At 56.9% G+C, this 21219-nt stretch carries 12 protein-coding genes; 1 reads left to right on the plus strand and 11 read right to left on the minus strand.

The genetic code is table 11. The annotated features are described in order from the left end of the window. Positions 1 to 3 precede the first annotated feature (3 nt). Positions 4 to 2562 (plus strand): DUF5916 domain-containing protein, encoded by a 2559-nt coding sequence (locus ACYVHC_RS14510; protein WP_460614477.1) that lies wholly within the window; start codon positions 4 to 6, stop codon positions 2560 to 2562. 130 nt (positions 2563 to 2692) lie between these two features. On the opposite strand, the gene ACYVHC_RS14515 is transcribed toward ACYVHC_RS14510, so the two are convergent. The 11 genes from ACYVHC_RS14515 to ACYVHC_RS14565 form a co-directional block, all read right to left on the minus strand. Continuing rightward, complete coding sequence (locus tag ACYVHC_RS14515; RefSeq protein WP_460614478.1) at positions 2693 to 4744, minus strand: glycoside hydrolase family 127 protein; 2052 nt, start codon at positions 4742 to 4744, stop codon at positions 2693 to 2695. A gap of 131 nt (positions 4745 to 4875) precedes the next feature. Continuing rightward, positions 4876 to 6717, minus strand: coding sequence for an NPCBM/NEW2 domain-containing protein (locus tag ACYVHC_RS14520; RefSeq protein WP_460614479.1), 1842 nt, complete (start codon positions 6715 to 6717; stop codon positions 4876 to 4878). A 24-nt stretch (positions 6718 to 6741) separates the two neighbouring features. Further along, positions 6742 to 8400, minus strand: a complete 1659-nt coding sequence (locus ACYVHC_RS14525) for a family 43 glycosylhydrolase (RefSeq protein WP_460614480.1) — start codon at positions 8398 to 8400, stop codon at positions 6742 to 6744. A 189-nt stretch (positions 8401 to 8589) separates the two neighbouring features. Then, positions 8590 to 10428, minus strand: coding sequence for a family 43 glycosylhydrolase (locus tag ACYVHC_RS14530; protein ID WP_460614481.1), 1839 nt, complete (start codon positions 10426 to 10428; stop codon positions 8590 to 8592). A 160-nt stretch (positions 10429 to 10588) separates the two neighbouring features. Further along, positions 10589 to 12289 (minus strand): SLC5/6 family protein, encoded by a 1701-nt coding sequence (locus tag ACYVHC_RS14535; RefSeq protein ID WP_460614483.1) that lies wholly within the window; start codon positions 12287 to 12289, stop codon positions 10589 to 10591. 278 nt (positions 12290 to 12567) lie between these two features. After that, entirely contained in the window at positions 12568 to 14058 is a 1491-nt protein-coding gene (gene araA, locus ACYVHC_RS14540) for an L-arabinose isomerase (protein WP_460614484.1), read from the minus strand. 247 nt (positions 14059 to 14305) lie between these two features. Then, on the minus strand, positions 14306 to 15007 hold the full coding sequence (locus ACYVHC_RS14545; protein WP_460614485.1) for an L-ribulose-5-phosphate 4-epimerase: 702 nt from the start codon (positions 15005 to 15007) through the stop codon (positions 14306 to 14308). Continuing rightward, on the minus strand, positions 15004 to 16710 hold the full coding sequence (locus ACYVHC_RS14550) for a ribulokinase (protein WP_460614486.1): 1707 nt from the start codon (positions 16708 to 16710) through the stop codon (positions 15004 to 15006). Before ACYVHC_RS14550 ends, ACYVHC_RS14545 begins: the two co-directional genes overlap by 4 nt. Before the next feature lie 33 nt (positions 16711 to 16743). Continuing rightward, complete coding sequence (locus ACYVHC_RS14555; RefSeq protein WP_460614487.1) at positions 16744 to 17949, minus strand: aldose epimerase family protein; 1206 nt, start codon at positions 17947 to 17949, stop codon at positions 16744 to 16746. A gap of 303 nt (positions 17950 to 18252) precedes the next feature. Further along, positions 18253 to 19986 carry a family 43 glycosylhydrolase gene (locus ACYVHC_RS14560; RefSeq protein ID WP_460614489.1) on the minus strand — a complete coding sequence of 578 codons (1734 nt, stop codon included), beginning with the start codon at positions 19984 to 19986 and terminating at the stop codon, positions 18253 to 18255. Positions 19987 to 20027: 41 nt separating this feature from the next. Then, positions 20028 to 21110, minus strand: coding sequence for a glycoside hydrolase family 43 protein (locus tag ACYVHC_RS14565; RefSeq protein ID WP_460614490.1), 1083 nt, complete (start codon positions 21108 to 21110; stop codon positions 20028 to 20030). Between the last annotated feature and the right edge of the window lie 109 nt (positions 21111 to 21219).

Genomic DNA, 21219 nt, shown 5'->3' on the forward strand with positions numbered 1-21219 from the left:
ACTATGTATCCTAGCTCTATTCTGCGTTTTTTCTTCCTGCTCCTGGGGTTCTGGGGCGGACTAGGGCTAGCATCGGCCCAAACCTCAACACCGGGCAGTGCCTCCACCGCTGCTTCCACCCCAGCGCCTAAGCGCCAACTACAGGCGGTGCGTATCGCGGAGCCCGTCAAGCTCGATGGGGTATTGGATGAAGCGGTGTGGCAGCAAGCCCCGATTGCCACCGATTTCATTCAGCAACGCCCTAATCCGGGAGTACCGGAAAAGCAGAAAACAGAAGTACGGGTACTTTACGATGATGCGAACCTCTACATCGGGGCCATCATGCACGATGTGGCCCAAGATTCCATTCTGCGCGAAATGACCCAGCGGGATGAGTTTGGCAACACCGATATTTTCTCGGTGTTTCTGGATACGTACCATGACCAGCTGAATGGCTACAACTTTACCGTTACTACCTCCGGCGTGCAGCTGGATGGCCGCTACTCCCCGGCCGGCGGCGAGGATTTCAATTGGAATGCGGTGTGGGATGCCCACACCACCCAAACCGGCACCGATTGGATTGCGGAAATGCGTATTCCCTATTCGGCCATCCGCTTTAGTAATGCGCAAGAGCAGCTCTGGGGCCTCAACTTTGCTAGGCAACGCAAGCGCGACAACGCGCAGTTTTTCTGGAACGAAGTGAAGCCCGCTGTGAACGGCTTTGTAAACCAGTGGGGCGAGCTGCGCGGCGTGCGCGATATTAAGCCGCCGCTGCGGCTGTCACTCACGCCCTACGTGTCAAGCTACGTGAATCACAATCCGCTGAATGCCGAAGGCACCAAGCGCACTACCACTAGCTTCAATGGGGGCGCCGACATCAAATGGGGCATCAATGAGAGCTTTACCCTAGACGCGACCCTAGTACCCGACTTCGGGCAGGTACAGAGCGACAACCAAGTACTCAACCTCTCCCCTTTCGAGGTACAATTCAATGAGAACCGCCAGTTCTTTACCGAAGGCACGGAGTTGTTCAACAAAGGCAACCTGTTTTATTCAAGGCGTGTGGGCGCCACGCCAATCGGCTTTTACGGGGTTCGGGCAGGTAGTAAAGAACGGTTGGTGCGCAACCCCGCTGAAACCCGCCTGCTGAACGCCACCAAGATTTCAGGCCGAACCAAACAAGGACTTGGCATCGGTTTTTTTAATGCGCTCAGCAACGATGTTTACGCCACACTGCGCGATACGGAAACCGGCGAGGAGCGCGAGGTGCTGACGCAGCCCTTCAGCAACTACAACATCATGGTGCTGGACCAGAGCCTGAAAAACAACTCGTACGTGTCGCTCATCAACACCAACGTCACGCGCTGGGGCAGCACCTACGATGCCAACGTGACCGGTGGCCTGTTTCGCTTTGCCAACAAGAAGAACTCCTACGCTATGGATGGCAGTATGGTGTACTCCAGGCGGCGCGGCACTGACTTCGGCTCGAATAAGGCCGTTGATGACCAAGATGGCTACAAGTACACGGTGGGCGTAGGCAAAATCAGCGGCAACTTCACCTGGGATGTAAACCACAAGATTGAGTCGGATACCTACAACCCCAATGACTTAGGCATTCTGTTTGGCAACAACAACATCACCCAGACAGCCAGCGTGGCCTACCGCAAGTACAAGCCCTTCTGGAAGGTGAATAACATGGCCTTTTTCAGCCAGGTAGGGCACGCGCTTCTGTACAGCCCCACGCGCTACCAAAGCCTGTATTTCTACAACGGTTTCAACACCACTTTCACCAAGAGCTTCCTGCAAATCGGCTACGACTTTGTATACAATGCCGTCACGCACGATTTCTTTGAGCCGCGCACCGACACGCTGGGCAAATACTTTGTGCGCGTTCCGGCTTACGCCGATTTTGTAGGCTTTATTAACTCCGATACGCGCAAGCCTTTTGCCGTGGGCCTAAATGCGGGCATTCAGCACTACGCTACGGATGAGCATCTTGACCGGCCCCGGCGCGTACGGTACAGCTTTGGTGCCTACCCTCGCTACCGCGTGAATGACCACCTTACGTTCCGCTACAGCCTCGATTGGAGCCTGAGTGAAAATCAGATTGGCTACGTAAACGGGGGCCTCAACGACGAGGAGCCGCTTGACCTGCCCTTCAAAAACCAGATTATGCTAGGCCGTCGCAACGTGAATACCGTCTCGAATGTGGTTTCGGTGGCGTACACGTTCACCAACCGCATGTCGTTTACGCTGCGCACGCGCCACTACACCAGCAACGTGCGCTACGCCGATTTTACTACCCTAGCCCCCGGCGGCACCGAAACCCTGGTCGACTACCAGCGCAACCGCGACAATACCTACAACGCCTTCAACGTGGATGCGGTGTACTCGTGGTGGTTTGCCCCTGGCTCGCAGGTGAGCATCGTCTGGAAAAATGCTGGCTCCACGTATCTGCTAGCCGAAGAGGCTACCCCCCAATACTTCAACAATTTCAATAACACCATTAATACACCGCACAACAACTCGCTTTCTATCAAAGTGTTGTACTACCTCGACTACCTGGCCTTCCGAAAGAAATAACTAGGTCAAGGAAAAAGCTAAACCGCTCAGTCCGGCCATCGGAGCATCACTAGTGTACCTGCAACTGGCAACTCCCTGATGCTATCTGACAGCCGGACTGAGCGGTTTACTCGTGTTACGGAGCTAGCGTTTACTTGCCCACGGTTACTTCTTTGGGCTGGCGCGAAATCAGGTCAACGTCGGTTAGCTGCTGCGGAAACCACACGGTCATTTCGCCTTTGCCGCGGTTGGCCCAGGCGTAATACGGAATGGCCGTCATGGTCTGGCGCGTGGTGCTGATGGAGTTATTGGCCGCATCTACCTGCACGGCGGGCACCGTGGCCTGTAGCTGCATCACACCATTGAGCACGTCGGGCTGGTAGGCGGTGGTAAAGGAGGTAGCAGCCGGCACGATGAGGTTGCTGGCTTTGCCGTTGTTGTCTTTCCACTCGGCGCAATACACCACGGGGCCGCGCTGCAGCGCTACTTTGCCGAGGTTGTCGTGCACGTTGGGGCTAGCCACCACCTGGCGCACTTCCATCGGTAGCTTCACTTCTACCACGTCGTTTTTGCGCCACTTACGGCTTAGCACCGCGTAGCCGTTGCGGGTGGTGTAGGTCACGGGTTTGCCATTCACGCTAATGCTTACTTTCTGGGCAGAAGGCATAGCAAAGCGGTACAAATCCGACGGCATAGCCTCGCCTTGGGCCCAACCCGGCAAGCGCACCAGCAAATTGAAATCGGTGGTAGCGGCTGGGCTGATGGTAAACTTCAGGTCGCCTTGCCAGGGGTAGTTGTTTTGCTGCGTGATGCGCAAGGGCTTCTTGTTCAGCGTCAGGTCCGTAGTGCCGCTGATAAACAGGTTAGCGTACACATCATTGCCTTTTTGGGCGTACACGTAGCCGGGCAGCGAGGGCATTAGGCGCGCCATGTTGGTGGGGCAGCACGAGCAGTCGAACCAGCCGGCGCGGGCGGGCTCCGTCTGCGGGAAGCTTGTGCTGTTTTTGATCTGCATGGCGTTCGAGTAGAAGAACGATTTGCCATCGAGGCCCACTCCTGAAATCAGGCCGTTGTAAAGCACTTTCTCCAGCACGTCCACGTACTTTGAGTCGCCGTGGAGCAAGAACATGCGCTGGTTCCAGTACACGTTGGCTACTGAGGCACACGTTTCGTTGTAGGCAGTGGTATTGGGCAGCTCGTAGTTGCCCCCAAACCGCTCACCACCCGGCACGGCACCCGTTCCGCCCGTCACGTACATTTTCTTCGACACCATATTCTGCCAGATGCTGTCCACTGCGGCCAGCATTTTCTGGTCGCCGGTGAGGGCTGCCACATCGGCCATGGCGGAGTACAGATACTCGGCGCGCACAGCGTGGCCTTCGGCTTCGCGCTGGTCTACCACGGGCTTGTCGTCTTGCCAATAGGAGCCATTGCGGAAGGGGTCGGGGCTCTTGGGGTCGTAGCCTTTGTACTTGCCCCGCTCCTCAATGAAGAATTTGGCCGTGCTCAGGTACTCCGGCTTACCCGTCACGCGGTAGAGCTTCACCAAACCCATTTCCACTATTTCGTGACCCGGCGCTACACCCCGCTTGCCTGGCCCAAATACCGAGCACACGAGGTCGGCGTTTTTCAGGGCGATGTTGAGTAAGCTTTTCTTGCCGGTAGCTTCATAATGCGCTACAGCAGCCTCATACAGATGCCCCGAGTTATAGAGCTCATGGCTCATTTCGCGCTCATTCACCCAGCGCTCCGGCCCCGACCACGCGTGTGGGTGAGCGGGGTCAATGGTGCGGGCGGTGTAGAGGTAGCCATCAGGCTCTTGGGCAGCGCCTACTTTCTTAATCAGCTCATCCATGTACTCATCCAGCTTTTCATCGGGGTAGAGCTTGAGCGAATACGAGGCGCCTTCAATGGTCTTGTAAATATCGGTATCGTCGAAGGGAAAGATGGTGGCAAATTTCCCCGACTTGGCGGCGGCCATCTCAAAGTTCTTCACGCGGTTGGTAGCCTCACAGCGCTGAAACGAAGCCGGAATCGTGACCTCCGTATTCGTCTTCAGGCGCGGCAGCCAGAAGTTATCAGCCAGCTTTACCTTGGTAAACGAAACCGCCTGAATAGGATAATCTGAGCGCTTAATCGATTGTGTAAAACCAGGCAAGGCAAGCGCGCCAGTCAGCAAAAGAGAAGGAAGAATACGTTTCATAAGCAAGTGGGAATTGCACCGCAAGAGTAACACACCCGTTTGGGTTGCGTGTTTGCGAATGCTAGGTAAACAAGATGCTCGAACTCAGTCGTTCAGTACAATGAGGTAAAATGCACGCCTCTGTTGCGCGACTATTTTTTGGCTTTTGAAATTCGATACAGTTTAGCGCCATGCCGCCGCACATACGGCGCAAATTCACCCGTAACGCTGCTGGTCGTTTTGCCCGTCCACATGTCCCGGACGGTGTAAGAGCCTGACAGGCCTAGTTGAGTAAGCGCTACTGGAATTTTAACCGAATCAGCGGGCATGGGCCGAAACGGGTTCTTTGTAAAGACTAGAAACTGTACGGTACCGCCGGTATTCTGGGCCGCGCCCGCATTATCGAGCCCGGCGGTAACCAGAAAGCGTGTGAAACCAGCTGGCAGCTCATACTCCACCATGGAGTTGGAATGCGTTCCAATGCCCTGCTCGTACTTTTTCCCAGCAACTATTAAGTCAGCGCCCGACACGCTTTTATTGGCCGTCACGTTGCCCCAGCCTGCTGAGGCCTTTTTCCAGGGAAGCGTGCTGAGCGCAACGGTTTTGCTGCCGTTGCTGAGCACAGGGTTTAGCCAATCGGCGTGGTCCCAGGCAATATCGTCGCCACCGTCGCGCACATTCAGGTACAGCTTGCTGGCGCCCGTAATGTCTACCTCAATGGACTGGCTCTGGCCGGGGGTTTGGCGTGTGATGATATTGCTGGACCACGCGGCTTCGCTGGCCGGGGCCAGCTCCTGATCTTGAGCGTTGAAGAGGGCCAGGAACTTGTCGCCGGTTTTGGGGTCATCGGCGGTCCAGGCTACTAGGTTGTCTTTCCGGAACAACTGCCGGTTGTTGGTGCTGCTTCGGTGCATGGCCAGCACCTCTTTATTGGTTAGCAACGAGAGCGTGAAGGCGTCGTTGCTGGGCAAGTCGCCCCCGAACATAAGCGGCGAGCGGAAAATGCTCCACAGGCTCATGAGCGTGTACTGCTCGTCGTGGGTGAAGCGGCTCATGCGGTCGTCGCCGCGCTCGGCTCGGATGCCCAACCGGCCTAGTGGCAGCATATCGGCATCGGGGAAAGCCCCGGGCTTGATGTAGGGCGACCACCGGTCGCAAACGTCAAAGTGTTCTTTGAGCTGCTCCCAGCTGTCCCAAAAGTCGCCCACGGTGCGCCACATGTTGGCGTTGGCCTGCACGTGCTTGGCCTCGACAATGGGGGTTTCGCCGGGCGAAGTGCTGAGCACAATTTTACGGCCCGTCAGGTCAATGGCTTTGCGAATCATCTCGACCTCTGCCTTGTGGTACGGCGACGACAGATCATCCACTTTCACAAAATCGACGCCCCACGAAGCATAGAGCTTAAAGAGGGAGTTGTAGTATTCCTGGGCACCCGGCTTGCCGGCTACTATGGTGTACATGTCGCGGAGCCAACCGGCCTGCCCTTCTTTGGAGTAGATATCGGCGGCCGTGGCCTTGCTGCCGAGGATGGGCAGTTTGCGCTGCACCGCCACCACCGGCACGCCCCGCATGATATGGATACCAAACTTCAGGCCCTTGGCGTGCATGTAATCAGCCAGCAGTTTAAAGCCCTTCCCTCCTGCTGCTGATGGAAATCGATTCGGGGCAGGCACAAACCGGCCGTACGCATCAATGTTCCAGTCGGGGTTGGTTTCGTTGTAGCCGTGGGCCGTATCGTTGCCTACATACCACCGGATGTCTACTACCACATAATCCCAGCCAAAGGGCAGCAGGTTTTTGGCCATATAATCGGCGTTGGCTTTCACCTCGGCTTCCGTTACGGTGGGGCCGTAGCAGTCCCAGCTATTCCAGCCCATGGGCGGGGTAAGAGCCCACTGGTGGAAGTCTGGTTTCGCCGGGGTTTTCTGGGCTAATGCCGGGGACAAGGAGAAGCCAAGCAGTCCGCTTAGCAGGGCGAGGTGTCGTTTTTTCATAGCCAATGTAGGAGCAAGCAATACTTAGAATGACAGTAGTTGACGGGTAGTAATACCTCTTGCCGTCTGTATCTGCACCACGTAGGTTCCCGGGTTCAGCCCCGCCCGAATCTCATGGCTGCTGCGGCTACTAGGTAGCTCGCGGCGGTAAACCACCCGGCCGCTGATGTCGGCCACCGTGATGGTAGCGGCAGTGCCAGCGGGCAGTTGCATCGAGAAATTGCCCTCGTGGGCGGGGTTTGGAAAAACCTGAATTAGAGCGTCTTGGGCTGAACGAGTACCCGTAGTGGTACCTACCGCGCTAATAGTCCAGCGCTGACTAGACCCACTGGTGTAGTCCAGGAGCTTAAGCGCAGCGCCTTCAGTAGTGGCTGCGTTGGGCACGCCAATAACCCGGTTACCGTAGATGGAAGCCAGCACAAAGGAGCCATCGGCGGCGCGTTCCACCCGGAATCGTTGGCAGTTAAGCGGCGAAGCGGCTTGTACATCCAGGGCGGTTCCGGCCGCTTCGTTGCACTCTACTACGTTGGCATTCAGATTACTCAGCACGTTGGTGGCCATGTAAACGCCATTGCCGTTTCCCTGCGGCGTGAGCTTCCACTGCTGGCACGTCTGGCCAGCCGAGGCAGTGGCTTGCACCAACGCTTGCCCGGCCGTGGTGGTGCAGCCTGCCGGGGCCCACACCTTGCTGCTGTTGGGGCTAGTGATGGTGTAGGTTCCGCTCGGGAGCCAATCCTGGGTAGCAGCGGGCCAGCCGGCGGCGTCCCAGGTCAGACTTCCGATGCCCAGGGTGGGCGTTCCGTTTCGGTTGGCATCGTAGTAATGATACGAGAGGAACGTAGCGCCATTTTCAGCCAGAAGGCCTACATGGCCCGGACCGTAGTAATTGTCTTTCCGAACCAGAAAATCGGAGCCTCCGCCGGCGAGCAAGTTCACGCCGTTTTTGTCAACAAACGGGCCGTCGGGACTGGTAGAGCGTCCCATCTGGATGTAGTAGGTGCTGTTGGTGCCGGCGCAGCATGTGCCCCGGTTATAGAACAGGTAATAGTAGCCGCCGTGTTGCTCCATATACGCGGCCTCATGCTCCGACTCAGCACTGCCGGCTAAGTTCTTCGCTACGTTGTTGAGCCGCTTGCCAGTTGTGGGGTCCAGCTCAATGCTCCAGATACCAGTCAGGTGCGAGCCAAATACCATCCAGAGCCGGCCGTTGGCATCGGTAAACACGGCGGGGTCGATGCTGCCATACACCGTGCTGTTGTCGGAGTACACTACCATGCCCTGGTCCGTCCAGTTTACTAGGTCGGTGCTGGTAGCCAACCCAATGGCGCAGGGCCGCTGCCCCATAGAGCAGGAATAGTACATATAGTACTTGCCGTTGCGGTAGATACATTCCGGCGCCCAGAAAAATCCTTTAAAGCCAGCCACATAGCTGTTAATCCAGCTGGGCCAGGTGCCAGCGGCAAATACTGGTGCCGCCGTCTTCCATGTAATCAGATCAGTAGAGGTAAGGTGGTAGATCTGGTCGCCGGTTCCCCAGGTATGATACACCCCATCGCGCTTAATGATAGTGGATGGGTCGTGAATACCTGTTGCGCCTTGCAGGGCCAAAGCAGAGTGCCCCCCCAGAACTAGTAACCCCAGCAGAAGCAGCAGGCTGACCTTATTTCGTAATTGTATTAGCATGGAAAAGAATGAATTAGTATAGAGCTACTAAAGCAGCTAAAGCTACGCCAAGTTAAACAAACGATTGTGTAAACTATCCGGATAAATAACTACCGGCTTTCTCCGATTTACTTACCCGGATAGACACACAATTCTAAAGTTTACTACGAAGCGCTAGTAAAAACGCGCCTGCACTTGCTGTAATCCGCATTACTGAATTACTATTTTTTCCATGTACGTTTTCTGTGCTCCACTTACTTGCAGCATGTACATGCCAGCGCGTACTTCGGCCGCTACTTCTATTGCTGCTTTACCAGTGCTCGTACGCGAGTATACCTGCCGGCCCTGCATATCTGTGAGCGTGGTGGTTACGGATTCGCCCTTCAGCTCAGGACCTAGCACAAGAGTGAAATGCCCACGAGCACTAGGGTTCGGAAAGACGCTAAACTGCGCAGTGGTGGCTGGCTGTACGGCTAACACTCGGGCAGCTGTTGTTGGAGCAATGGCCCACTGCTGGCAGGTATTGGCTAGGTAGTCATAAAGCGACAACTGCACGCCGGCCGTAGTGGAGCAGCCGGGTACTTCTACTACCCGGTTGCCGTTTACCGACGACAGCACATAGCGTCCGGTGTTGGCGCGCTCCAGTTTAAAGCGTTGGTTGGTGCCGCCGCTATAGGCATACAGCGCCAGCTTGGCGCCGTTGTTTGGGTCTTTATTCACTACATCGGCCGCTAGGCCTGCACCTACTGCGGAGGTTATTCTGTATTCGCCATTGCCTACCGGCGTCAGGTTCCATTGCTGGCAGAGCAGCCCGGGGCTGCTGGTTCCTTGCGCAATAGCCTGGCCCGATGCTCCTGTGCAGCCCCAGGCGTCCCACACCAATCCGCTGTTTTGGTTGGCAATGGTGTAGCGGCCACTCGCCACCCAGTCGCGGGTGATGAAGGGCCAGGCGGCGCCATCGTAGCCCATGTTGCTTACGCTGAGGCGGGCGCGGCCGTTCTCGTTGCTGTCGTAGTAATGGTGGGTTAAGTAGTTGGCGCCCCCTTCCTGATACAGGCCCACATGGCCAGGGCCAACGTAATTGCCGCTAGTAGCCAGGAGCGTAGTACCGCCATTCTTATTGAGGTCAACCCCGTTCTTGTCTAGGTAAGGTCCCGTGATGCTGGTAGAGCGCCCCACCTGAATGTAGTACGTACTGCTAGAGCCCTGGCAGCAACGGCCCTTGTTGATAAACAGGTAGTAGTAGCTGCCATTGCGCACCAGGTAGGGTGCTTCGCTGCCGCTGGTATTGCGCGTCACGCCATCGGCGGCTACGTTGCCGGCCAGCCAGCTGAAGCTAGTACCGGAGCGTTTGCCGGTAGTGCCATCGAGCCGGATAATGCCAAGTCCCTTGAAAAACGAGCCGAACGTCATCCAAAGCCCGCCACTGGCATCCGTCACAATTGCGGGGTCAATGGCATTGTAGGCGCTGCTGGCGTTGCTAGAAATAACCTCGCCTTGGTCAACCCACTGGTAGTTGGGGTTGGCGGGGTCGAGGGTCACGTTGGTGGCTAGCCCAATGGCCGAAATATTAGAGCCAAAGGCGTCGGTGAGCGAGTAATAGAGGTAGTACTTGCCGTTGCGGTAAATGCATTCCGGGGCCCAATAGTCGCCCTTAAAATTGGGGGCTTTGGCCGCAATCCAGGCCGGCCGAAACCCGTTGAACACCGTCCGCGGGCCCGATTCCCACTTCACTAGGTCGTAGGAGTACATGGCGTAGATGTCGGTACCCGTCGTGAAAACCCAGTACTTGTTGCCATCCTTCACAATGCTGGACGGGTCGTGGCAGTTGTCGTTGCCTTGCAGGGCGAAGGCGCGGGAGCTTAGCATCCCGCTTAGCCCTAGCAGCAACATGAGTGCGCGCAGGCAGCGGTTGGCCCGACGGATTGGGCTAGTAGTGGAGGAGGCCGCCAGCCTGAGGCTAGCGAAAGTAGAAGTGGGGTTCATGGGTTGTGGGTTTTGGTTGAGGTAATCAGAGCGGATAGAAACCAAAAACGGGGACGTGACCATCGTTCACGTCCCCGTTTTGGCGGTTTGGTGCTACCGGAGCAGCACCTCGTACAAGTGGCCAGTTGCAGCTAGCCGATTTGCCCGAAATCCAAGGATTCCAGACCTAGAACTGGCATTACCAGCGTAGTGCCGGCTAGTGCGGACTAGCCGGCGCCCATGCCTACCAGAACTTCACGTACAAAGCCGTTAGCATCAGCATCGTGATGACGATAAGCGACATAGTTTGGGTGCTCACACGGAACATGCCGGGGCTCAGCTCAATTGCCTTAGGGCTCACTACTGGGCCTGCCAAGCTCACGCCTACCATCAAAACCATCGTGAAGGCAAAGGACAGACCCATGCAAATCAGGAACGGGATTTCATAGCCGCCGTGTCCGTTAGGGAAAGCCGTATAAAACAGCGTTTCGGTGCCCAATACGGAAGGAGCGTAGTTGTTGAAGAACACCGACATGGCAAAACCTGCCAAGATGCCTACAATACCAGCGGTAGCGGTGGTTCGCTTCCAGAACATACCTAGCAGGAATACCGCCAAGATACCGGGCGAGATAAAGCCCGTGTACTTCTGAATAAACTGGAACCCACCCTCGCCGCCAATGCCGAGCAAATCCTGCCACGTCATGGCCACGCTGAGTACTACCGCCGCCAGAATAGTCAGGCGGCCTACCCACACTTGCTTCTTCTCGGTAGCATCCTTGTTGAGGTAGCGCTTGTAAATATCGAGAGTGAAGATGGTGGAAATGGAGTTTACCTTACCCGCCAGCGAAGCCACAATGGCTGCCGTGAGGGCCGCCATGCTCAAGCCCTTCAGGCCGTTGGGCAGGAAGGTTAGAATGGCGGAATACGCGTTGTCAGAGTTGAAGGAGCCCGTAGACGACATTTCTGCCTGCAGGCCACCGTTTTTGTAGAGCACATAGGCAGCAATGCCGGGCAGCATTACAATCACGGGCATCATCAGCTTGAGCAGACCTGCGAACAGAATACCCGTGCGGGCGGTGTGCAAATCGGCGCCCAGAGCGCGCTGCGTGATGTACTGGTTACAGCCCCAGTAGTTCAGGTTTACAATCCACTGGCCCGCGAAATACATGGCAATGCCGGGCAGCGCCAGGTACTTATCTATCTCGGGCTGCGGCGTGTCGGCTGTAGGTTTATCAAAGATCATCCGGAAGTGGTCGGGGGCTTTGTCCATGAGGGCCGTGAAGCCGCTGATGGCGCCGCCGCCGAGGCCAAACTGCTCACTTACCAGCGAGAGGGCAATGTAGGTGGTTACTAAGCCGCCCACTACCAGTACCACTACCTGAATTACGTCGGTGTAGCCCACCACCTTCATGCCGCCAATGGAGATGAGCAGCGAGAACAGCGCCAGCAACACGATGATAACGTGGAAACTGTCGCCGCCAATGAGGTTACTCAGGGCCAAGGCGCCTAGGTACAGAATGGAGGTCAAGTTCACGAGCACGTACAGGAACAGCCAGAAAATACTCATAATCAGGCTGAGCGTGGAGTTGTAGCGCTGCTCCAGAAACTGCGGCATCGTGAAGATTTTGTTCTTCAGATACACCGGCATAAAGAACACGGCCACAATAATGAGCACCACGGCGGCTACCCATTCATAGGCCGCTACGGCTACCCCTACCTTAAATCCGGAGCCCGACATGCCAATAAACTGCTCGGCTGAAATGTTGGAGGCAATCATACTCGCGCCAATGGCCCACCACGTCAGGGAGCCTTCCGCGAGGAAGTAGTCTTTGGTGCTTTGCTCAGCCTTTTGCTTGCTCTTGTAGATGTAAAACCCGTAGGCCGAAACCCCAATCAGGTAGAAAAAGAAGACAAGCAGGTCAAGCGTAGTAAGGTTATTACGCATGGAACGGGTAAGAAATGTATGAAAGGTGAGCGGGAAGATAAAGCCAGCCCGGTTGAGTTGCGCTATGATTTCAAAGATGACCCTATATCATTCTCTGCCTGATCTGAATTCGTTTGCCAAAACCTGCCCCCTTTGCGTTGGGCTAGGCTGCCCGGCGGCGCCCGGCAACGTATTCCGGGTGCTGATGCTGCGTAGGGTTTAGCCCAGAGGTTGGCCTAGCAACTCACCGCTTCACGGGGTTTCTGCTAGGTTTGCCCCCGGGCTAAACCGTTGCTGCACTAGCGCTGGCTGAAGGCCACGTCGTTGTAGCGCAGCTCGTTCTTGAACGTGCGCAGCTTGGTTTCGTCATCGATGATGAGGTATTCGATGCCGGCCATTTCGGCGAAGTCTTCCAGGTACTCGCTTGTTAGGTTCTGGCTGTAGCCGGTGTGGTGAGCACCGCCGGCATAAATCCAGGCAGCCGCACCTACGCTCAGGCTAGGCTTCACCTTCCAGAGCACGCGGGCCACGGGCAGCTTCGGCAGATCCTGCTCCGGCGCCACGGCTTCCACTTCATTCACAATCATGCGGAAGCGGTGACCCAGGTCCACGATGGTGGCGTTCAGAGCCGGGCCGGCGGGGCAGTTGAACACCAGACGAGCTGGATCAGCCTTGCCACCTATGCCCAAGGGGTGCACTTCTACCTTCACTTTGCCTTCGGCAATGGTAGGGCAGATTTCCAGCATGTGCGAACCGAGTACCTGCTCGTTGCCGGGCTGGAAGTGGTAGGTGTAGTCTTCCATGAACGAGTTGCCGCCTGGTAGGCCACTGCCCATCACTTTCATGGCACGCACCAGCGCCGAAGTTTTCCAGTCGCCTTCGCCGCCAAAGCCATAGCCTTCGGCCATCAGGCGCTGGGTAGCAATGCCGGGTAGTTGCGCCATGCCGTGCAAATCCTCGAAGGTATCGGTGAAACCGATAGCCTTGTTGTCCTGTAGGAACTTGCGCATGCCCACTTCAATCTTGGCTGCTTCGCGCAGAGAGTTGCGCTGGCTGCCGCCTTCTTTCAGGTCAGCCGCTAGCTCGTATTCCTGCTCGTACGTAACCAGCAGTTCGTTTACTTGCTCGTCGCTTACGGCGTTGATAACGGCTACCAAGTCGCCGATGCCGTAGGTGTTCACGCTGTAGCCAAACTTCAGCTCAGCCTCTACTTTGTCGCCTTCCGTTACGGCTACATAGCGCATGTTGTCGCCGAAGCGTACAATGCGGGCACCCTGCCAATCGGCCCAGGCGCAGGCAGCACGGCTCCAGATGCTCAGGCGCTCGTGCACATCAGCGCTCTGCCAGTGGCCTACTACTACCTTACGCTTAAGGCGCAACCGTGCCCCAATGAAGCCAAACTCCCGGTCGCCGTGCGCCGATTGGTTGGTGTTCATGAAGTCCATGTCGATGTCGCCCCACGGAATGTCGCGGTTAAACTGGGTGTGCAGGTGGGCCAGCGGCTTCTGCAGAATCTTCAGGCCGTTGATCCACATTTTGGCCGGCGAGAAGGTGTGCATCCAGGCAATAAGGCCTACGCAGTTGGGCGTGGTGTTGGCTTCCTGCACCAGCTTGGTAATGCCATCAGGGCCGGTCAGCACGTCCTTATACACTACCTTGATAGGCAGCGCCTGGCCTAGGGCCTCCGCAATCTGCTGGGAGTGCTGGGCTACTTGCTCCAGGGTTTCGGGGCCGTAGAGGTGCTGGCTGCCCGTGATAAACCAGGCTTCGTAGTGGGAAATGTCGATCATGATATCGGAGGTAAAAAACCTTGTGAAGGTTTAGAAAATCGATTGTGAAATGTTGAAAAGAAGAAGCTGAAATGAGGCCCTTCTATCACGTGTGAAGTGCCCAAGTCAATTGAAGTAGCCAGAAAAGACACCACCAAATGGTCAAACACAGCAGGACGTTTTGGATGCTGGCTCAGGATTATCAACCACCACTAACCGCCGCCGCTTGATGCGCGGAGTCACTTAAGGTGGGAACTGGCTGCTAACTCTAGTTCTGGCCGTAGTACGAATGCAGGCCGTGCTTGCGCTCGTAGTGCTTCTGAATCAGGGCTTCTTTGAGGCGTGGCACATCGGGGCGCAGGGTGCAGCTGAGGTAGGCCATGCGGGCTACTTCTTCCAGCACCGCGCTATGGTACACCGCCTTCTCCACCGTTTTGCCCCAGGTAAAGGGCGCATGGTTGCTGAGCAGCACCATTTCCACTTCTTCCGCCGAAAGGCCGCGGCGCTGGAACTCATTGATGATCTGCCAGCCGGTCTGGTGCTCGTAGTCGCCGGCAATCATGGCGTCGTCCATGGGCGGCGCGCACGGAATGTCGGCCGTGAGGTGGTCGGCGTGCGTGGTTCCCAGAATCGGGATGTCCAGTTGCGCTTGCGCCCAGGCGGTGGCATACGTAGAGTGCGTGTGCACAATGCCACCAATGTGCTCCCAGTGGCTGTAAAGCACCGCATGCGTTTTGGTATCCGAAGAAGGGCGCTTCGTGCCTTCCACAATGTTATTGGCGAAGTCGACGATGACGATGTCCTCTGCCTTCAAGGTGGCGTAAGGCACGCCGCTGGGCTTGATGGCAAACACGCGCTTTTCGCGGTCTACCACGCTGGCGTTACCGAAGGTGAAGAGCACCAACCCAAGCGCGGGCAGTTGCATGTTGGCCTCGTAGCAGGCCTGCTTTAACTCCTGGAACTGGCTCATGCTTGATCTACGAGTTCGGTTTCGGCTACTTCGCCGGCACGTTGCTCGGTTGCTTGTTCTACATACTGCCCGAAGGCCTGATATTGCTCGTAGCGGCGCTGGTAATCGGCTACCCGCTCGGGGTTGGGCGTGTAGGTTTCGGCAAAGCCGTTGCCCATGGCCTTCTGCGCCGTTACCACATCCGGATGGATGCCGGCAGCTACCGCGGCGTACATGGCCGAACCCAGCGCGGGTGCCTGGTCCGACTCGGCTACCTTAATGGGGCGGTTGAGCACATCAGCCAGGGTCTGCATCATGAAGCCCGATTTCTTGGCGACACCGCCTAGGCCTATCACCTGCTTAATCGGAATGCCTTCCTGCTCGAAGCGCTCCACAATTTGTTTGGAGCCGTAGCAGATAGACTCTACCAGTGCCCGGAAAATCTGGGGGGCAGAAGTGCCCATCGTGAGGTTCATGATGGCGCCTTTCAGGGCCTGATTGGCATCGGGCGTGCGGCGGCCATTCACCCAATCCAGGGCCAGTACTGCTGACTCATCAGGATTTACGGCGGCCGCCGCAATGTTCAACTCGGCCATCATGTTGTCGCTGAGTTCCGCAAGCAAGGCTTCCCGCTGTTCCGACGTCAGGACCGATGACTTTGGCAGCAGCGTGCGCAACGGCCACTCAATCACGCCCCGGAACCAGGCTAGTAAGTCTCCTACGGCAGATTGCCCCGCTTCGAGGCCTAGCATGCCCGGAATTACAGAGCCATCTACCTGGCCGCAAATGCCGGGCACCAACTTCCCTCCTACTTCATCCATGGGCGCTACCACGATGTCGCAGGTAGAGGTGCCCATTACCTTCACCATCGAATAGGCTTCGATTTCACCGGCTACGGCGCCAGCGTGGGCATCAAAAGAGCCCACTGCTACCACTGTGTTCGTGGTCAGGCCGAGGCGCTGGGCCCACTCTTCGGAAAGGTGGCCGGCTACTTCATCGGCGGTGTAGGTTTCCTCGAACAGCCGCTCGCGTAGGCCAGCTAGCTTGGGCTCCAGCAGGGTCAGGAACTCTTCGGAGGGTAGGCCGCCCCAGCTCTCATGCCACATGGCTTTGTGGCCGGCGGCGCAGCGGCTGCGCTTAAACGTTTTCAGGTCGCCGCCCGTGAGCAGCAGCGTCAGCCAGTCGCAGTGCTCCATCCAGGAGTAGGCGGCTTTGGCTACGCTGTCATCTTCACGCACTACGTGCGCAATCTTGGCCCAAAACCACTCCGAGGAGTAAATACCGCCCTCAAACTGGGTAAAATCCTCACCACCCCAGGTGCGGGCTTTGTGGTTGATTTCGGCGGCTTCGGGCAGGGCCGTATGGTCCTTCCAAAGCACGAACATGGCGTTCGGATTTTCTTCGAAGCCAGGCTTCAGGGCCAACGCGACGCCGTGCTCATCTACCGGGCCGGGTGTAGAGCCGGTAGTGTCGATGGCCAGGCCTACAATCTGCTCAGCGGGCACTTTTTGGGCCACGCGGCGCACTGTAGCCTCTAGGCCCTCAATGTGGTCGAGGGGGTGCTGGCGGAACTGGTTTTTAGTGGCATTGCAGTAACGCTGCTCTTTCCAGCGGGCGTAGGGGTGCACGGCCTGGGCAATTTCCTGGCCGGTATGGGCATTCACCAGTACGGCCCGCACGGAGTCAGAGCCGTAGTCGATGCCGATAACGTAAGTTGGATTCATGGCGGGAATAGTTCGTCGTGAGACAGCGCGCAATTACTGGCGCACGCCGAATTTGTAAGTAGTAGTTGATTGCAGCGTTTTGCCGGGCTGCAGAATGGTGGTCGGGAACTTGGGCTGGTTCGGCGAATCGGGAAAGTGCTGGGTTTCCAGGCAGAACCCGGCATGCTGGCCGTACACCTGGCCGCCTTTGCCCTTCAGGGTGCCATCGAGGAAGTTGCCGGTGTAGAATTGCAGGCCCGGCTCGGTGGTCCGGACTTCCATGGTGCGGCCGGTAGTCGGCTCATACACCGTAGCCGCCGCGTGCAGGCCCCTGGTTTCATTCAGCACCCAGTTGTGGTCGTAGCCGCCGGGCACCTGCCCGATTCGCTCGCCAATTGTGTGGGGCGTAGTGAAGTCGAAGGGCGTGCCTTTCACCGGGCGCAGCTCGCCGGTCGGAATCAGGCCCGCATCGACCACGGTGTAGCGGTCGGCCGGAATAGTGACCTGGTGGCCGAGCACGTCGTTGCCCCCGCTCAGGTTGAAGTAGGCGTGGTTGGTGAGGTTAACGGGCGTAGCCTTATCGGTGGTGGCGGAGTAGTCGATTTTGAGCGCGTCGTCGGCAGTAAGGGTATAGACCACCGTTACGTTGAGGTTGCCGGGGTAGCCTTCCTCGCCGTCCTTGCTCAGGTAGGTGAGCGTAAGCGTCTGGCCCTCAGCAGAGGTACCGGGCTCGGCTTGCCACACGACTTTGTCGAAGCCTTTTTTACCGCCGTGCAGCGTGTTCTCGCCGTTGTTCTTGGCCAGCGTGTACTGCTTACCATCGAGCGTGAACTGGCCTTTGGCAATGCGGTTGCCGTAGCGGCCGATAAGCGCGCCGAAGTACGGACCCGACTTCAGAAACTCCGGGCTCTGGTAGCCGCTCACCTGATCAAAGCCCAGCACTACATCCCCAAGTTTGCCGGCTTTGTCCGGCACCATCAGGCTGGTGATGGTGCCCCCGTAGTTGGTGATGCTCACCTTCAGGCCATGGGCGTTGGTGAGGGTATAGAGCTGTACTTCGGTACCTTCAGTGGTTTTGCCGAAGGAAGCACTGGCCGGAGCCGTAGTGCTGGCAGCAGTTTGGGTAGTGTCGGTCATGGTTGGAGAGGAGCCTGCCGTTTGCTCAGAGCTTGACGACTGGTTGCAGCTTGCTAGGGCCAGCAAGCCGGCCAACCCAGCTACACTCTTGGTCAGTAATCCGGCGCGGGAAGAATGTGTCATGGTCAAGAGAATTGAACTGGGAATTTTATCAGGAAAAGAACAGAATACGCTTGCCTAACAGGTAGAAGCAACGAAGCAGTACGCAGCTGCCAGCACCACCTTGTGAATGCTTAGGTGTTGGCAATCAATTGTGTACTCACTCACTACCTCCCGAAATCATAGAAACCTTCATGTAAGATGTCGCTATCTGGTGTGTAAAGTAAAAAAACCTTTTCAATTTACACAATCGTTTGTGTATTGTGTTGATAAAAAGGAGGTGAATGAGCTCTCTTATAGGCTCACTCACCTCCCTCCTTGGTGGGCTTATTGAATGGTTACTTTCTGAGTTGCAGAACCACTGTTGCGCCGGATATGAACCAGGTACACGCCGGGTAGTAAGGCTGCTGCCACGCTAAGCGTAGTTTGCTGTTTGGCAAACGTTTGCTGATGTACGCGCTTGCCCTGCAAATCAAACACTTCTACTAGGGTAGTTTCCACGGCCAACTGGCGACCAAGCTCGATGGTGAAACCATGCCCAGTTGCAGGCACAGGGTAAACCGTCACTCCCTTCAGCTTTTGGCTGGCGGAAGTAGCTAGTGGCCCGCTGGTAGCCGCCAACGTCCAGCGCTGGCAGGGGCAGCCGTTATAATCCCAGAGGCCCAGCTGCTGGCCCGCCGTGGTGGCGGCATTGGGCACTTCTACTACCCTATTGCCATTCACGGAAGCGAAAACCAAGCTGCCATCGGCGGCCCGATCAAGGCGGAAGCGCTGGCAGGGCAAGGCCGTGTAAGCAGAAAGCTGCAGCTTGGCGCCAGCATCCGATGAACACCCGGCTACATCAGCGGCTAGGCCGCCCATGGCATTCGTAATTTTATATTCTCCGTTGCCGAGGGCCGTAAAATCCCAGCGCTGACAGTTCAGGCCGCTGGAGGTTCCTTGGGCAATCATCTGACCGGCTACGCCGGTGCAGCCCCAGGCATCCCATACCAACCCACTGTTTTGGTTCTTGATTTCGTAGCGGCCCGGCGCTACCCAGTCGCGGGTTACGGTGGGCCAGCCAGTGGCGCTCCAGGTGAGTTTAGCTAGCCCCAGCTTCGGCGCGCCGTTCTGGTCGCCATCGTAGTAATGATGCGAGAAGTAACTCGCACCGTTTTCTTCCAAAATACCCGCGTGGCCCGGCCCAATGTACCGGCCGGCGCTGTTCAGAACGATGGTGCCGCCGTTGCTATTCAGGTCCACTCCGTTCTGATCAAGGAACGGGCCCCTAGGTGATGCGGAACGCCCCACCAGAATATGGTAGGTGCTGTTGATGCCGTTGCAGCAGGATCCCCGATTGATGAACAAGTAGTACCAGTTGTCGTGCTTGGTTAGGAAGGCGGCTTCTACGTCGCCGGTTGCCACACCGTAGCTGGTGGTGCTGAGCGGCTTGCCGGTGGTAGCGTTCAGCTGTAGCGTACGCAGGCCGCCAAAAAACGAGCCGTAGGTAAACCATACGTCGCCGTTGGTATCCTTGAACACAGCCGGATCGATGGCGTTGGCAATGCTGCTTTGGTTTGATGATACCACCTCTCCCTGGTCAACCCACCGGTAGTCGGGGCTGGCCGGGTCCAGCGTAACGTTGGTAGCTAGGCCAATAGCCGACACCTTCTCGCCAAACGAGGAACAGGAGTAGTACAGGTGATACTTGCCGTTCATAAAAATGCACTCCGGCGCCCAGAAATCGCCCTGGAACTTTGGCACTTTTGAGTTGATCCAGCCCGGATAAGCGTTGTTCACGAACACGGCCCTAGGCCCTGGGGTCCAGTTAACCAGATCCGTGGAGTACATGCTGTAGATACCCCTTCCGGTAGCAAAAATCCAGTATTTGTCGCCTTGCTTCACAATAGTGGAAGGATCGTGCACGCCCACCAACCCTTGCAGGGCATAGGCGTTGGGTACCCCAAAATAACCTAGCATCAGGAGGAGCACCGTGGCCAGCTGCAGCCCGCGGCGCAGGCGCTGGCCCAAGGATGGGTTTAAGACGGCAGCAGGCCTAGTGAAAGTAGAAGTGGAAGCCATATTGGATGGGAATTTTGAGTAGGAAGCGGAAAGCCGGGAAGCTACTCCCCGCTCGGCTTGGTTAAGGGTGTGCTGATAGAAGCCGGAATACCGAAATTGGGTGTACCATCGGCATTCCAGGTGAACTTCTGCATACGTGGGTTGCGCTTTTCCACGCAGCCCTCATTGGGGTTAGAGTTTGCGTGGTAGATAATCCAATCCTCCTGCCCGTCTTTCGACTTGAAAAAGGAGTTGTGCCCCGTAGCGTATGCGCGGCCGGCCGGGTTTTGTGAGAAAACCGGCTTGTCTGACTTCTTCCAGGAGCTAAGCTGCATCGGGTCGGCGGTGCTGGTGGTGGTGAGCATGCCAAGCGCGTATTGGTCGGTGCCGCAGAAGCTGGCTGAGTACACCAGAAAGGTTTTGCCGTTGTGCTTCAGAATTTCCGGACCTTCGTTCACGTACGGCGGGCCCACGTTTTCCCAGCTATACTCGGGGCGCGAAAGCTCCACGCGTGGCCCCACTAGGGTCCAGGGGTTGCTCATCTCCGAAATGTAAATGCGCTGAATGCCGTCGATACCGTTATGGCCCGACCAGATGAAGTAGCGCTTGTCGTTCTGCTCCAGCACCGTTCCATCAATGGCCCAGAAATCCTCGGTGGGGTTATAAATCCGGCCCTTATCTACCCATGCTCCGGTAGTAGGGTCGGCGGCTTCGTTTTCCAACACCCAGGTTCGTTGGCGGCCTAAATCGGGGCCGGGAGGGCCAGCAGTATAGTAGATATACCATTTGCCATCCAGGAAATGAAGCTCGGGCGCCCACAGGTTGCCCGAGGCAGGCCCGGTAGGCGGCGGTGTCCAGGCTACCACACTGGAGGTGTTACCTAGGTCCGACATCTTACTGGTTTTCCAGATTCGAAGGTTGGTATAGGTGGTGTGCATGTAGTAGTAGGTACCATTCTTCTGGTACACCCACGGGTCAGGCCCCGAGGCCAGCAAGGGGTTGCTGAACGTGTTAGTTGTAACGGGCGGAGTAACTACCGGCGGCGGCGCCGGCGCGGCCGTTTGCTCGCTGCCACCGCACCCCAGCAGCACGGCCAGCACCAGCACTGATAGCAGCCGAAACCCGGCTTGAATCCTATACTTCATTGACTTACAAATTGGTAAACCTGGGGTTTGTCTTTGTTCCGACCCTAGTAAAACACAACAGCCGCTCCAAGCGGTGGCCCGGAGCGGCTGTTTTACACGGGTTTCAGGA

The organism is Hymenobacter seoulensis (assembly GCF_054780535.1).

What these genes read in the sequence shown, in the direction of transcription:
- ACYVHC_RS14510 (WP_460614477.1), top strand. Translation starts at nt 4, where the DNA reads ATGTATCCTAGCTCTATTCTGCGTTTTTTCTTCCTGCTCCTGGGGTTC.
- ACYVHC_RS14515 (WP_460614478.1), bottom strand. Translation starts at nt 4,744, where the DNA reads ATGAAACGTATTCTTCCTTCTCTTTTGCTGACTGGCGCGCTTGCCTTG.
- ACYVHC_RS14520 (WP_460614479.1), bottom strand. Translation starts at nt 6,717, where the DNA reads ATGAAAAAACGACACCTCGCCCTGCTAAGCGGACTGCTTGGCTTCTCC.
- ACYVHC_RS14525 (WP_460614480.1), bottom strand. Translation starts at nt 8,400, where the DNA reads ATGCTAATACAATTACGAAATAAGGTCAGCCTGCTGCTTCTGCTGGGG.
- ACYVHC_RS14530 (WP_460614481.1), bottom strand. Translation starts at nt 10,428, where the DNA reads ATGGTCACGTCCCCGTTTTTGGTTTCTATCCGCTCTGATTACCTCAAC.
- ACYVHC_RS14535 (WP_460614483.1), bottom strand. Translation starts at nt 12,289, where the DNA reads ATGCGTAATAACCTTACTACGCTTGACCTGCTTGTCTTCTTTTTCTAC.
- araA (WP_460614484.1), bottom strand. Translation starts at nt 14,058, where the DNA reads ATGATCGACATTTCCCACTACGAAGCCTGGTTTATCACGGGCAGCCAG.
- ACYVHC_RS14545 (WP_460614485.1), bottom strand. Translation starts at nt 15,007, where the DNA reads ATGAGCCAGTTCCAGGAGTTAAAGCAGGCCTGCTACGAGGCCAACATG.
- ACYVHC_RS14550 (WP_460614486.1), bottom strand. Translation starts at nt 16,710, where the DNA reads ATGAATCCAACTTACGTTATCGGCATCGACTACGGCTCTGACTCCGTG.
- ACYVHC_RS14555 (WP_460614487.1), bottom strand. Translation starts at nt 17,949, where the DNA reads ATGACACATTCTTCCCGCGCCGGATTACTGACCAAGAGTGTAGCTGGG.
- ACYVHC_RS14560 (WP_460614489.1), bottom strand. Translation starts at nt 19,986, where the DNA reads ATGGCTTCCACTTCTACTTTCACTAGGCCTGCTGCCGTCTTAAACCCA.
- ACYVHC_RS14565 (WP_460614490.1), bottom strand. Translation starts at nt 21,110, where the DNA reads ATGAAGTATAGGATTCAAGCCGGGTTTCGGCTGCTATCAGTGCTGGTG.